This window comes from Tessaracoccus sp. OH4464_COT-324 (genome assembly GCF_003932855.1).
Taxonomy (GTDB): domain Bacteria; phylum Actinomycetota; class Actinomycetes; order Propionibacteriales; family Propionibacteriaceae; genus Arachnia.
In genome coordinates, this window is record NZ_RQYZ01000014.1 from 53,207 (window position 1) to 65,778 (window position 12,572).

The window sequence follows — 12,572 nt, forward strand, 5'->3', positions numbered from 1 at the left end:
TCATTGTCGCTCAAGATCACTCCTTTCACTTCTGCTTACGCGCAGCTCGCGACTGCTGCCTTGGCTGCTGCCGAACGACCGTGCGCTTGCCGTTCGCGTCAACGCGGACGGTGCTCCGGGCCACGGCCTGACGCGACACCTTCGGTTCGGCATCGGCCGTCTTATCCTCGTTCTCACCGCTCTCCGAAACGGACGCTCCGCGCACCGTGCGGGCCGTCGGCACCGTCGTCGAGCGGCGCTTGCGGCTCTTCTCCAGGCGGTTGCGCATGATCTCCTGCGGATTCTTGCCCTTGGACCGCATCCGTTCCTCCCAGTCGAGGTAGGCCGGCGTATTGGGAGCGGGATTGTTGCGGATCAGGAGACCCTGCTGGGCCATGGTCCAAATGTTGGAGGCCAGCCAGTAGATCAGCACACCAATCGGAATCACGATCGCGGAGACGGCATAGATCACGGGGAAGACGTACAGCAGCATCTTCTGCTGCTGAGCCATCGGGCCGGTCAGCGCCTCCGGCGGCATGTTCTTGCGCATCAGCTGCATCTGCGTGACGAAGAGCGCCGCCACCATGAGGACCACGAGGGTGATACCGAAAATCTGATTCGCGCCGAAGGGCGTGAACGGCAGGATCTTCTCCGCCAGTCCGGCACCGAACAACTTGGCCGCCTGCAGGGAACTAACCAGCTCGGGCGCCTCCCTCAGCCAAGTGCCGCGAACATTTCCGCTGGAGGCACCTTCCAGCACCCGAAACAGCGCGATGAAGATCGGCATCTGCACCAGCAGCGGCAAACAGGACGCCGCCGGGTTCACGCCCTCTTCGCGGTACATCTTCATTGTCTCCTGACCGAGCTTCTCCCGGTCATGGCCGTACTTCTTCTGCAGTTCCTGCACCTTGGGCTGCATCAGCTGCATGTTGCGCGTGCTGTTGATCTGCTTGACGAACAGCGGGATCATCGCTGTGCGCACCACAACAGTCAACGAGACAATGGCCAGGGTCCAGGCGACGCCCGGCGGCAGGGCAAGCCAGACGCCCCAGATCCAGTGGAACATCACCAACAGGCCGGAAACCACCCAGTACAGCGGCTGCATCATGGTGGACAGCGCACCGTACAGGGAATCCCCGATGCCCAGGGGAAGGAGCAATTCGATCACTTAATCACCTCGCGGTTGGTGGAGACCCGATTAGCCTCCCAAGATTGTCTTTCAGGCGTACCCGGCACGTAGTCGACGCCGCCCAGCGACCACGGATGGCAACGGGAGATTCTCGTCACGATGAGCCAGGAACCCCTGATCGCGCCATGCTCCTCCAGGGCACGCAACCCGTAGGCGGAGCAGGTGGGGTGGAACTTGCAAACGTCGCCGTAGAGCGGCGAGATGAACCTGCGCCACCCTTTCACAAACCAGATCAGTGGGAACTTGAGCATGCTTGATCAGGCCTTGCGGAAGGCACGCGACCAGGCCGATCGCACGTCGGAAGACAACTCAGCGCCGGCAGTCGCAGCCCCCGGCAGGGCTCGAACCACCACATCAGCGACAAATGGGGACCGCAATTCTCGCGCAATGTGGCGCAGTCGCCGTTTCACCCGGTTGCGCTGGACCGCGTTACCCACCTTCTTGGACACAACAAAACCCACCCGGGTCACCTCGAGTGGATTCTGCGTTGCTGGCCGGCGCACGTGCACAACGACCATCCGGGCGGCCGCCGCTTTGCCCTCGCGGAAACACCCGCGAAAATCGGCGGGTGACTTCAACCGCTGGTCAGGTGGCAGCACGAAGCCAGGATCAGGCCGACAGCTCGACGCGGCCCTTGCGGCGACGCGCAGCCAGGATCGCGCGGCCTGCACGGGTGCGCATGCGGGCACGGAAGCCGTGGGTGCGGCTACGGCGACGGTTGCTGGGCTGGAAGGTGCGCTTGCTCATGGCAGTACTCCGTTGGTCAAATCGTCATTGCCCGAAGGCAGGGTTCGTGGGCTGTCCGAGACAGCGACTCGGCAACGATACGCTCTCGACGCCCGAAATACCAAACGACACACCTTACCTGTCAAATTACACGGGTGTAGTCCAGTCGACACGCCGGAGCGTCGGCGTTTTAGGTTGCCAAAGGACGGCTCAAGCCATTAGTTTCGTTCTTCCACAGGCACCTGTGGGAAACTCTGTGGAAATGTTGAAGGCGGGCGGCAGCTCTTGAGACCTGACGGGGGTGTTCATGTCTGACAGTGTCGATCTGGACAACCTGTGGAGAGAGTTCGTCGATACCGCTGATGCCGCCACCAAAGCCTGGCTCAACCGCACCAAGCCCATCGCGATGCACGGCACCACCATGATGCTCGCCGTCAGCGATCAGCGAACCCGAGATCGTATCGAGACCCGCCTGCGCAACCAGATCGAGCAATACCTGTCTGCCAGCTTTGATCGGCCAACGCACCTAGCGGTGATGATTTCGCCGGAACAAGTTCCGCTGCCCGAACCCGAGCCGGTACAACCCAGCCTCATCGTCGACGAACGCTACAACGAGCCGGCAACCCGCACCAAGGCGGCCACGGAGACGAAGCTGAACCCCCGATACACGTTCGAAAGCTTCGTAGCGGGCTCATCCAACCGCTTCGCCCACGCCGCGGCCGCAGCCGTCGCCGAAACTCCTGGAAAGGCGTACAACCCTCTGCTGATCTACGGGGCTTCCGGCCTGGGCAAAACGCACCTGCTGCACGCCATCGGCCACTACGTGCAGAGCTACTACGAGAAACTCCGCGTCAAGTACGTCTCTACCGAGGAACTCACCAACGATTTCATCAACGCGATCTCCTCCAACCGCACCGCCGAGTTCCGCAGCGCGTACCGGGAGGTTGACGTGCTGCTCATCGACGACATCCAGTTCCTGGCGTCGAAGATCCAGACGCAGGAGGAATTCTTCCACACTTTCAACACCCTCCACAACGCCCAGAAGCAGATCGTGATGACTTCCGATCGTCCGCCGAAGCTGCTGGAAGCGCTGGAGCCCAGGCTGAGGTCCCGATTCGAGTGGGGATTGCTGACCGACATCCAGCCCCCTGACCTGGAAACCCGCATCGCGATCCTGCGCAAGAAAGTAGCTTCGCAGCGGCTCACCGCAGGCACTCAGGTGCTCGAAATGATCGCGGCCCGTATCACGTCGAACATCCGTGAGCTGGAAGGCGCGCTGACCCGCGTGGCCGCGCTCGCCAGCCTCAACCGTGAGGAGATCACGCTCGAACTCGCCAACCAGGTGATGGAGGATCTGATTCCCGAAGGCGAGGTACGGGTCGACGTCGTAACGATCATCAAAGCCACCAGCGACTACTTCGGCATCGCCATCGACGAGTTGACCGGACCCAGCCGCGTGGCCAGCATCGCCATGCCCCGCCACATCGCCATCTACCTCTGCCGCGAACTGACCGATCTGTCACTGCCTAAGATTGGCTCCGCCTTCGGCGGGCGCGACCACTCCACGGTGCTGAACTCCGTGCGCCGCATCTCGGATCGAATAGGCGAGGACCGGGCGCTCTACACCCAGGTCACCGAACTGACCAACAAGATCAAACAGGCCTGAGCCCGCTCTTCCACAGGGCTGTGGACAACCCGGCTTTCAACTCTGTGGAAAGAGCTGTGGACAACTTTCATAACCAGGATCTCCACAGCTGACATCCTTGTAATTTGCAGTTTCCCACCAGAGTGTCCACAGGCCGCTCTCTCATGCTGACAAGGGCAGAAACAGGTTTTCCACAGTTTCCACAGTCCCTACTACCACTACTGATTAAACACACATCTTCGACCAGTCAACGAAGGCAGCGGGAAAACTGCTGGACAACGTGGGTAGGGTTGTACCGTGACGATTGCAGCTCGGGCGGTCGCCTTGAGAAAGAACTACGGCAGCGGCGACACCCTCGTCGAGGCCCTAGCCGGTGTGGACTTTGAGATCCGCTCCGGGGAGTTCACTGCAATCATGGGGGCCTCCGGCTCCGGCAAGTCCACCCTCATGCACCTGCTGGCAGGACTAGACACCCCAACCTCCGGGCACGTGTTCATCGGAAAGACGGATCTTGGAAAACTGAGCGACACCAAGCTCACCAAACTGCGCCGCGAACGCATCGGTTTCGTCTTCCAGTCCTTCAACCTCATTCCCACGCTGACAGCACAGGAGAACATCCTGCTACCGCTGCGCATAGCAGGCCGCAAACACGATCAGGCATGGTTTGACCGCGTCGTGCAGACACTCACCCTGAGCGATCGGCTCAAACACAAGCCCGCCGAGCTGTCCGGGGGACAACAGCAGCGGGTAGCCTGCGCACGCGCTCTCATCAACCGGCCCCAGCTGGTCTTCGCCGACGAACCCACCGGAAACCTCGATTCGAGCGCCGCCGCAGAAATCCTCGCATTCCTGCGACGCAGCGTGGACGAACTCCACCAGACCATTGTCCTGGTCACCCACGATGCCAACGCTGCAAGCTACGCAGACCGAACAGTCTTCCTTTCCGACGGACAACTCGTCGCTGAATTGCTCAACCCCAGTCAAGACGAGCTGCTGCAGACGATGGCCCGCATCAACCCTCGACCCGGACAGGACGCCGCCGGCATCGGTGGTCACAGCCTCCCCAATCGTTCCACCTCACCAAACCGGGCTGCTACCCGCGAAACCAGCACCAGTCTCACCACGAATGATCGGGACAGGTTCAGTGGCTCAGCGGTGGAGCTCCCGGAGACCCAGGAATACATCTACACCCCGATCCCGGAACCAGACTTCAGTACCAGCAGGACAGTGCACAACTGGGCCAGCACGAGTGAGAAGCGCGACGTCGTAGCATCCGAGCCTTCCCCCGTCAACCCCCCGCCCGAGGCCTCCGCCTCGACGAGGCAGGGCCAGTGGCATGTTGCGAGCCCCCCAGGCTCTAGCTCAATCTGGCGGCCCGTGGAGGTCAACCCCAAGCAGGGGCGCTGGTGGGAGGAAACCGGGCAGAAGCCGCCCACGAGCGACACCTACCGCACCAGCCCCGCGCAGCCGCGTCACACGTCGTTGCAAGAAAACACGTTGCCGGGTCTGCCCGGCGGCCTACCCACCTACTCCGAGTCCACAGTGCCCCGATCCGACCCCGATGCCAGGATCTCCGACAGCTACTCGGCCGAATCCAGGTATTCGCCTGAATCCAGGTATTCGCCGCCACCACGGCACACCGTCGCCGAGGAAGAGCCGATGTGGAGCTATTCCCCGATCACGCAACCGCTGAGTGTGCCGCCAGCCAGCGGATACTCGGGAAGCATCTCCGACAACCACAGCAGCAGGCGATTCGACGACGACCGTTTCGCACCCCACTCATCCTCGACCACCACGGACCACTACCGCGACAGCTACTCGGACTACTCCGGCGGAGTATCACCTGGCCGGGCCCAGATCGAGCCGGAACGCCATTCCGAAGGACCCAAGCCGAAGCGGGCCCTCTAGCCATGCTGAAGGTCACATTCAAATCGCTGCTGGAGAGGAAATCCCGACTGCTGCTGAGCACTATGTCCATCATCTTGGGCATCGCTTTCGTGGCAGGCTCCCTGATGTTCACCGATATGCTCTCGCGCAGTTTGCAGGAACTGCTGAAGTCCACCGTCGCCGACGTGAACGTGCTGCCCCCTGAGCACACCATCGATTCGCCCAACTCATACAGCGAGGGGCTGACGAGCGAGGATGTGAGCCGGGTGAGGGCCGTGCCCGGAGTCGCGCGCGTCGAACCCCGAGTGACCAACATCCAGACCTACCTGCTCGACGGCGACAACCGGCTCCTCGGAATACCTAACGCGCCGGGGCTCGCTTTCAACTGGCACGACGCCCCCGCAGCTGGCGGGCTCACCGGAGCCCGGATCATTGAAGGCAAAGCTCCCGTTGCCGACACCGAGGTGGCCCTGGATCCCGTCTCATTGGCCCGCGCCGGACACGCGGTCGGTGACACCGTACGCATCTCCACCCCCTTCGACGGCGTGCACGAATACAAGGTCGTCGGCACGGCGACGTTCGGCACCGGCGTACAAATAGCCTCCAACTACGTCTTCTTCACCCTCCCCGAGTCGCAGCGCCTGTTCACCTCCGGCAAGGACATCTACCCCGGACTCTGGGTCGTGACCGAGCAGGGCGCCGATCCGGAAACCGTCGCCGGAGCCATCAAGGAAGCGTTGCCCGACGGGTGGGAGGGCCAAACCGGGGCCGCGCTCGGCGCGGAGGTCGAAAAGGAATTGGCCACCGGCCTGGGCTTCGTGAACAACTTTCTTCTCGTCTTCGCCGGCATCGGCCTGCTCGTGGCCAGCCTGCTCATCCTCAACACGTTCTCGATCCTCGTCGCGCAGCGCTCCCGGGAACTGGCCGTCCTCCGCGCGATCGGCGCCACCCGCAAACAGATTCGCCGCTGCGTGCTGGCCGAGGCGGTCGTCGTCGGACTCCTGGGCGCCACCCTCGGCATCGCCGCCGGATACGGACTCGTCTGGGGCATCCTCAGGCTGTTCAAGTATCTCGGCATGGGCCTGGGCGACACCATCCCGCAACTCACGCTAGTATCCATCGTCGCCTCCTACACCATTGGCGTCCTGATCACCGGAATCGCCGCCCTGGTGCCCGCTCTGCGCGCCTCCAGGACCCGCCCCATCGAAGCGCTGACCAAGGCGAACACCCCAAAGGAAGGCGTAGGCCGAGGCTGGACCGTACTGGGCACCGTCGGCATCGAGATTGCTGCCGCGCTGCTCGCCTGCGGAATCCTGCTCGACGTGCCCCAGCCCATCTGGTGGATCGGAGTGGGGGCGGCTCTCATGCTTGTCAGCGCCGTGCTCGCGGCCCCGCTCATCGGATTGCCGATCATCTACTGCTTGGGCGGGCTGTTCAAGGTGGTCTTCGGGGAAGTGGGTCGGCTCGCGGTGCTCAACTCCCGCCGTCAGCCACGCCGAACCTCCGCTACCGCAGCCACCCTGATGATCGGGCTGTCCCTGGTCACGACGGTAGCGGTGCTCACCGCGAGCGTCTCCTCCTCGCTGCGCAGCCAGCTGACCCGCGATCAGCGGGGCGACTACGTCGTCGCCCCCGTGGGCTTCCGGCCTTTCGATGCGCATGTCGTGGAACAGCTCACGGCGGTGCCCGGGGTGGGCAGCGTTGCGGCTTTCTATCCCGCAAAAGTTACCTTCGAGGGTGTGAACGTTCCCGTCGCGGTCGTCGGAACCACCGACGGCGCGCTGAGCGAGGCCACCGCGACCGAGTTCGCGGCCGGAGAGTTCACCTCGGCGCCCGACTCGCTCATCGTTAGCGAGAAGTTCGCCCAGGAGAAGGGGTTGAAACTCGGCCAGCGCCTCACAGTAACCGGACCCCTCGGCAAGCAGGAGCTGCTCCTGACTGGCATCACGAAGAAAAACGCGCCCGGCGAGGCGGTGCTGCAGCTGGACACCCTGCGGTTGCTGGTGGATGTTTCCCTCGTGCAGAACATCGTCGTGTTCGCCGCTTCGGGCGCCGACGACCAGTTGGGGACCGCGCTCAAGGAGGCCACCGTCGCGTATCCGGCGGTCACCGTCGCGAAGGTCAGTGAGTACATCGAAATGAGCATCGCCCAATTCGAATCCCTCGTCAGAGTGCTGTACGCACTGCTGGGGCTGGCTCTGGTGATCTCTGTCCTGGGAATCGTCAACACGCTCTCGCTGTCGGTGATCGAGCGCAAACGCGAGATAGGCCTGCTGCGGGCCGTAGGGTTGACCAGGGCTCAACTCAGACGAACCATCACGCTTGAGTCGGTGCTGATCACGATCAACGGAACGCTGCTCGGCATCGGCCTCGGAGTGCTGTTTGGGTTCTCGCTGCAGCAACTGAACTCCGACAAAGGCATAGAACAGCTGAGCCTTCCCTGGACACAACTGGGATTGTTTGTGGCGGTGGCGGCAATCTTCGGGCTGGTTGCCGCGTTGGCTCCGGCCAGAATGGCCGCACGCCAGCCCGTTTTGGAGGCCATAGCGAATGAGTAGTCCTCCGGTGGCAAGTCCACTAGAATTAACTGGTCCCGTCAGCTTTGACGCGGCCACGAAACCATCGGTTCGAGGAGACGCATAGTGAAGATTCGTGTGGAGCGTGAGGCGCTGGCCGACGCGGTTGCCTGGGCGGCGCGCAGCTTGCCGAGCCGCCCGACCGCCCCGATCCTGTCCGGGATGCTGCTCACCGCCGAGGGTGATTCGGTGCGGCTTTCCAGCTTCGATGCGACGACATCCGCGAAGGTCGAGCTGCCTGCCCAGGTCACTGATGAGGGCACCGTACTGGTCTCCGGTCGGCTGCTCGCGGAGATCGCACGGTCGCTGCCCAACAAGCCCGTGGACATGGTGGCGGATCACAGCAAGGTCGAACTCACCTGTGGCTCCGCGCGTTTCACGATGCAGACGCTACCCGTTGACGAATACCCCACCCTGCCCGAGATGCCCACCCAGACGGGCGTTGTCGACGCGAAGGCTTTCGAGCGCGCAGTGCAGCAGGTTTTTGTGGCGGCTGGCCGCGACGAACTGCTCAGCGTTTTCACGGGCGTGCGCGTCGAGATCGACGGAGATTCGCTCTCGCTGCTCGCCACCGACCGCTACCGGATGGCGTTGAAAGAACTGAACTGGAACCCGAGCAGCCCGGATCTGGAAGGCGCGGTGTTGATCCCCGGGAAGGTGTTGCACGAGACCGCGAAGGCGATGACCTCGGGCGAGGAGGTCACGGTTTCCCTGTCCACCACCGAATCCGAGGGCGAAGGCCTCGTCGGCTTTCTCGGTGAGGGAGCCCACGGCAGCCGCGAAGCCACGACCCGGCTCCTCTCCCAGGCCTTCCCGAAGGTCCGCCACCTCATGAACGTTGACGGCACCGTGAACGTGCGCATCGCTACGGAGGAGCTGCTTTCCGCAGTGAAGCGGGTGAAGCTGGTGGCAGAGAAGAATACCCCGCTGCGCATGGTGATCAACGACGACCACGTCACGCTGGAGGCCGCCACCGGTGACCAGGCACAGGGATCGGAAGCGATCCCGGCGGTGGTGGAGGTCGTCGGCGAGCGAAGCATCGAGGCCGCAGGATTCAACCCACAGTACCTGCTGGACGCGCTGACCCAGCTCGACGCGCCCTACGCACACTTCGCGTTCACGGCCCCCGGCAAACCTTGCCTGATCACGGGCCTAGCCAGCATCGACGGCGACCAGCTGCTCGACTACCGGCACGTCATCATGCTGATGAGGCTGCCCAGCTGAGCGGTCAACGGATCATCGGCCACACCGTGCGGTGTGGCCGATTACTTTCCCTTGTCCCGCTAGGCTGAGCGCAGATGTTTGTCACTGATCTTGAGCTAACGAATTTCCGCAACTATCCCGAAGTCAGCATCGGGCTGACTTCGGGGGTTACCGTTTTCGTTGGCGCGAACGGTCAGGGCAAGACCAATCTTGTGGAGGCGATCGAATACCTGTCGACGGCCACCTCCCATCGGGTGTCCAGCGTGGTGCCTCTGATTCGCTCCGGCCAGGATAGCGCCATAGTACGGGCGCGGATTCAGGCGGGAGCGGATGACGCGCGGCAGATCTTGCTTGAGTTGGAGATCAACTCGGGCCGTGCGAACCAGGCCCGCCTCAACCGCGCGCCCCTGCCTCGACCGCGTGACCTCGTCGGGATGTGCCGAACGGTGGTGTTCTCGCCGATGGATTTGGCGATTGTGCGCGGGGACCCGGCCGATCGTCGGCGGTGGATCGATTCGCTGGTGACGACGCGCTGGCCGCGGATGGCGGGTGTGCGTCAAGACCTCGACCGGGTGCTCAAGCAGCGCAACGCCTTGCTGAAAGCGATGTCCACCCGGGGCGAGGAGGATGAGCTGTCGCTCACGGTGTGGAATGAGCAGTTCGCGAGTATCGCGGCGGAGCTACTGCACGCCCGGTTGGATACTCTGGCCGATGTTCGACCGTTCGCGGCAGCCGCATACGAGACGATCGCACCCGTGAACAATGTGATCACCGCGACCTACCGCACGGGCATCGACTTGTTGGGTGTGGCTGGCAGCGACGATGTGCGCGGTCTCCTGCGAACTCGGCTGCTGGAGGCGATGACCGAAGCCCGGGTCGAGGAGATCCGCCGGGGGGTCACGCTCGTCGGGCCGCAGCGTGACGACATCGACTTGTGCATCGGGCCGCTGCCGGCCAAAGGCTACGCCTCGCACGGGGAGTCGTGGTCGCTGGCGTTGGCCCTGCGGCTGGGGGGTTTCGAGTTGGTGCGTGCCGACGGGATTGAGCCGGTGCTGGTGCTCGACGATGTGTTCGCGGAGCTGGACACGTCGCGTCGGCAGCGGCTTGCAGAGGCCGTCGGTCACGCGGAGCAGGTGCTGATCACGGCGGCCGTGGGCGCAGACGTGCCCGACTTTCCAGCTCAGCGACGTTTCCGGGTTTGGCAGGGTAGCGTGGTGCCTGAGGAGGAGAGTTGAGCGAACAGCACGACCCGACAGGGCTGGAGCTGGCGGAGCGGGTAGCGCGCGCCATCGTCGATGGCACGCGCTATGAGCGACCGCAGGTGGCGGAACCGGTGCGTAAGCGTCGCCGGGTGGGTGAGTTCGTTGAGCAGCGATCCGGGGCTCATCCGGATGATCGGGATCCGCAGCTGTTGGGCTCGGTGTGCACGCAGCTGATCAGCGAACGGGGCTGGCAGCATCGCCTTTCGCTCACCACGGTGTTGCGCAACTGGGCGGCTCTCGTCGGGGAAGCGAATGCGCAGCATTCGAAACCGGTGGATTACACCGACGGCGTGCTCAAGGTGCGGTGCGACTCCACGGCCTGGGCAACCGGGATGCGCTATTCGGCGTCCGCTTTGGTGGCCAAACTCAACAAAGAGCTGGGCGATAGAGCGGTGATCAGGGTGGACATCTCTGGGCCGCCGCAGAAGAGCTGGAATAGGGGCCCACTTTCGGTGCGTGGAGGCAGGGGTCCGCGCGATACTTATGGCTGATGTTCGACACAGGAGGCGGGATGTTTGAGCATTATCGGGAGCTATTGGGGGCGCGAGCCCAGCTTTTCGCTGAGGCCGTCGAGGCTGAGGTGGTGCGGCGTGGGGGGATTCTAGATCCGGATGGCCGGAGCGCGATCATGCCCTCCGGGGGAGCGTTCACTTTCGAGAATCTTGCCCGCACCGTGAAGGCGCTTCCGGAAGAGGACTTGGTGGAGCAGGTTGCCCATTTTTTCGCGACTCTGCAAGACGTCGAAGACCTGTCCACGCTGCCGTGGGAGGAGTTGGCGCCGCGCCTAAGGCTGATGCTTGTACCTAAGTCGGGTGAGCGGATGGTGGCGCAGGAGATGGCCGACGATTTGGCTTGCCAGCTTGTGATCGACTCGGAACTCAGCGTGCGGAGACTGCTGACCTTGGATGGTCTGAACTGTGGGGGATGCGATGAGGAGGAATTATTCAACATCGCCCGGGACAACACGATTACCGACGCGCAACGGCATCCCTTCTTCCTTGGGGAACCTGGCGGGGACTGGCTGTTGCTGGAAGATTCTTGGCACTACACGGCTTCCCTCATTTTGTACCCGGTGGCGGTGTTCGAAGGGCTGGTCAAGCGTGACTATGACCTTGGTCGAGGTATTCTGCTGGCCGCTCCCAGCAGGCACGAGGCCTATTTTGCGGCACTCAGCGGACCGGGGTCGTTGCTCAGCAATATCAAGGCGATCGCTCAGCGGCTCGTTGAGTCGAGGAAGACCAGGCCCGGCCCGATCACGTCCAGCATCTACTACTTCGACGAGGCGGGGGCCCAGCGGGTGGGTTTCCTGAACGATCACAACCAGTATGTGGGGTCTATTTCTGGGCGGGTGGCCGAGCGGATGAGCAGTGGGCTGATTTAGCCGGTTGCCTGCCGGGGCTTGTTCCGGGTCTGCTCGTCGAGTTGCGGCAGGTGCAGTGTTTTGCACAGTTTTCCACGGTTCTGTTGAAAAACCTGTGGACAACTGTGGAGAAGACCGTGCCTGCCGCCGAGTGATATCTATTGCTTGTTGGTGAAGTATCTCCGGGCGGTCGGTCGGCGAACCGCCTGGGGTGTGGGGCGTGTGACCACGACGGTGGTGAGTGCTGCGAGTATGAGCGCGAGTATGGTGGCGGTGGTGTACCAGGGGGTGTTATTGGTCATCGGTGCCGAATTGTTTGCGTAGTTCTGTGGCTAGTTCGAGCATGAGTTGCTCCATTTGGGCGTTCACGTCTCCTTCCCAGGGCCCGATCGGATAGAACTCGATGATGGAGTCCTGGGCAACCAGTAAGCAGTTATCTGATTTAAGGTTTCCCTGGCCGCCGCAGTAGGCGTTTCCTACGGCTTTGGGGTTGACGAAGTCCTTGGTTATTGTTTTGTATGCGTCGTGGTAGTAGTCCACGCTGACGTGGATGGTTCTTGGGCGTGGGGTGGTGGGGTCTTGGTCGTCTTTGTGGACGTAGATCCAGTTGCCACCAGTGTTGTGGGTGCGGGGGAATCCGGCTTTTGAGGGGATGAAGTTGGTGAGGGTTGGGATGGGCCAGTTGTCTTTGACGTGGTTGTGGAAGATGGGTGGGACGATGGTGGGTGGTGGGTGTCCGGCCCAG

12 protein-coding genes and 1 pseudogene are annotated in these 12,572 nt (G+C 62.8%); 7 read left to right on the forward strand and 6 right to left on the reverse strand.

Annotated features, from left to right (window positions below; genetic code table 11):
* Nucleotides 1-25 precede the first annotated feature (25 nt).
* From yidC to rpmH, 4 genes are read right to left on the reverse strand one after another with little or no spacing between them, the layout of a single operon-like run.
* Nucleotides 26-1,147 carry a membrane protein insertase YidC gene (yidC, locus tag EII42_RS08660; RefSeq protein WP_125171720.1) on the reverse strand — a complete coding sequence of 374 codons (1,122 nt, stop codon included), beginning with the start codon at nt 1,145-1,147 and terminating at the stop codon, nt 26-28.
* Nucleotides 1,144-1,419, reverse strand: coding sequence for a membrane protein insertion efficiency factor YidD (gene yidD, locus EII42_RS08665; protein WP_125171721.1), 276 nt, complete (start codon nt 1,417-1,419; stop codon nt 1,144-1,146). Before yidD ends, yidC begins: the two co-directional genes overlap by 4 nt.
* Before the next feature lie 6 nt (nt 1,420-1,425).
* The gene (gene rnpA, locus EII42_RS08670) at nt 1,426-1,839 is read right to left on the reverse strand and encodes a ribonuclease P protein component (RefSeq protein ID WP_370318109.1); all 414 of its coding nucleotides are present in this window, start codon (nt 1,837-1,839) and stop codon (nt 1,426-1,428) included.
* Nucleotides 1,778-1,915: a 50S ribosomal protein L34 gene (gene rpmH / locus EII42_RS08675; protein WP_125171723.1), complete on the reverse strand. Its 138-nt coding sequence runs from the start codon at nt 1,913-1,915 to the stop codon at nt 1,778-1,780. The genes rnpA and rpmH overlap by 62 nt, the downstream gene beginning before the upstream one ends.
* A 286-nt stretch (nt 1,916-2,201) precedes the next feature.
* Here rpmH and dnaA point away from each other — a divergent pair, with 286 nt between their 5' ends.
* The 7 genes and pseudogenes from dnaA to EII42_RS08710 all read left to right on the forward strand — a co-directional run bounded on the left by dnaA (nt 2,202) and on the right by EII42_RS08710 (nt 11,848).
* Nucleotides 2,202-3,560: a chromosomal replication initiator protein DnaA gene (dnaA, locus tag EII42_RS08680; RefSeq protein WP_125171724.1), complete on the forward strand. Its 1,359-nt coding sequence runs from the start codon at nt 2,202-2,204 to the stop codon at nt 3,558-3,560.
* A 276-nt stretch (nt 3,561-3,836) separates the two neighbouring features.
* Nucleotides 3,837-4,556: pseudogene (locus EII42_RS13505) on the forward strand (ABC transporter ATP-binding protein); the annotation flags it as partial.
* Between the two features lie 893 nt (nt 4,557-5,449).
* Nucleotides 5,450-7,984: an ABC transporter permease gene (locus tag EII42_RS08690; RefSeq protein WP_125171726.1), complete on the forward strand. Its 2,535-nt coding sequence runs from the start codon at nt 5,450-5,452 to the stop codon at nt 7,982-7,984.
* 84 nt (nt 7,985-8,068) lie between these two features.
* Nucleotides 8,069-9,226 (forward strand): DNA polymerase III subunit beta, encoded by a 1,158-nt coding sequence (dnaN, locus tag EII42_RS08695; RefSeq protein WP_125171727.1) that lies wholly within the window; start codon nt 8,069-8,071, stop codon nt 9,224-9,226.
* Nucleotides 9,227-9,300: 74 nt separating this feature from the next.
* Complete coding sequence (recF, locus tag EII42_RS08700; RefSeq protein ID WP_125171728.1) at nt 9,301-10,440, forward strand: DNA replication/repair protein RecF; 1,140 nt, start codon at nt 9,301-9,303, stop codon at nt 10,438-10,440.
* On the forward strand, nt 10,437-10,958 hold the full coding sequence (locus EII42_RS08705) for a DUF721 domain-containing protein (protein ID WP_125171729.1): 522 nt from the start codon (nt 10,437-10,439) through the stop codon (nt 10,956-10,958). Before recF ends, EII42_RS08705 begins: the two co-directional genes overlap by 4 nt.
* A gap of 20 nt (nt 10,959-10,978) precedes the next feature.
* A complete protein-coding gene (locus tag EII42_RS08710) occupies nt 10,979-11,848 on the forward strand; it encodes a hypothetical protein (RefSeq protein ID WP_125171730.1) in 870 nt (289 codons plus the stop codon).
* A gap of 137 nt (nt 11,849-11,985) precedes the next feature.
* Here the strand turns inward: EII42_RS08710 and EII42_RS12945 are convergent, their stop codons facing one another.
* Nucleotides 11,986-12,129, reverse strand: a complete 144-nt coding sequence (locus EII42_RS12945; RefSeq protein WP_158676458.1) for a hypothetical protein — start codon at nt 12,127-12,129, stop codon at nt 11,986-11,988.
* Nucleotides 12,119-12,572, reverse strand: a 454-nt coding sequence (locus EII42_RS12950; RefSeq protein ID WP_158676459.1) for a hypothetical protein, incomplete at its 5' end; no start/stop codon positions are given. The genes EII42_RS12950 and EII42_RS12945, both read right to left, overlap by 11 nt.

Bases quoted from the DNA above. Each gene is read 5' to 3' on its own strand.
- EII42_RS08690 (WP_125171726.1), top strand. From the start codon at position 5,450: ATGCTGAAGGTCACATTCAAATCGCTGCTGGAGAGGAAATCCCGACTG.
- EII42_RS12945 (WP_158676458.1), bottom strand. From the start codon at position 12,129: ATGACCAATAACACCCCCTGGTACACCACCGCCACCATACTCGCGCTC.
- dnaA (WP_125171724.1), top strand. From the start codon at position 2,202: ATGTCTGACAGTGTCGATCTGGACAACCTGTGGAGAGAGTTCGTCGAT.
- rpmH (WP_125171723.1), bottom strand. From the start codon at position 1,915: ATGAGCAAGCGCACCTTCCAGCCCAGCAACCGTCGCCGTAGCCGCACC.
- yidD (WP_125171721.1), bottom strand. From the start codon at position 1,419: ATGCTCAAGTTCCCACTGATCTGGTTTGTGAAAGGGTGGCGCAGGTTC.
- recF (WP_125171728.1), top strand. From the start codon at position 9,301: ATGTTTGTCACTGATCTTGAGCTAACGAATTTCCGCAACTATCCCGAA.
- EII42_RS08710 (WP_125171730.1), top strand. From the start codon at position 10,979: ATGTTTGAGCATTATCGGGAGCTATTGGGGGCGCGAGCCCAGCTTTTC.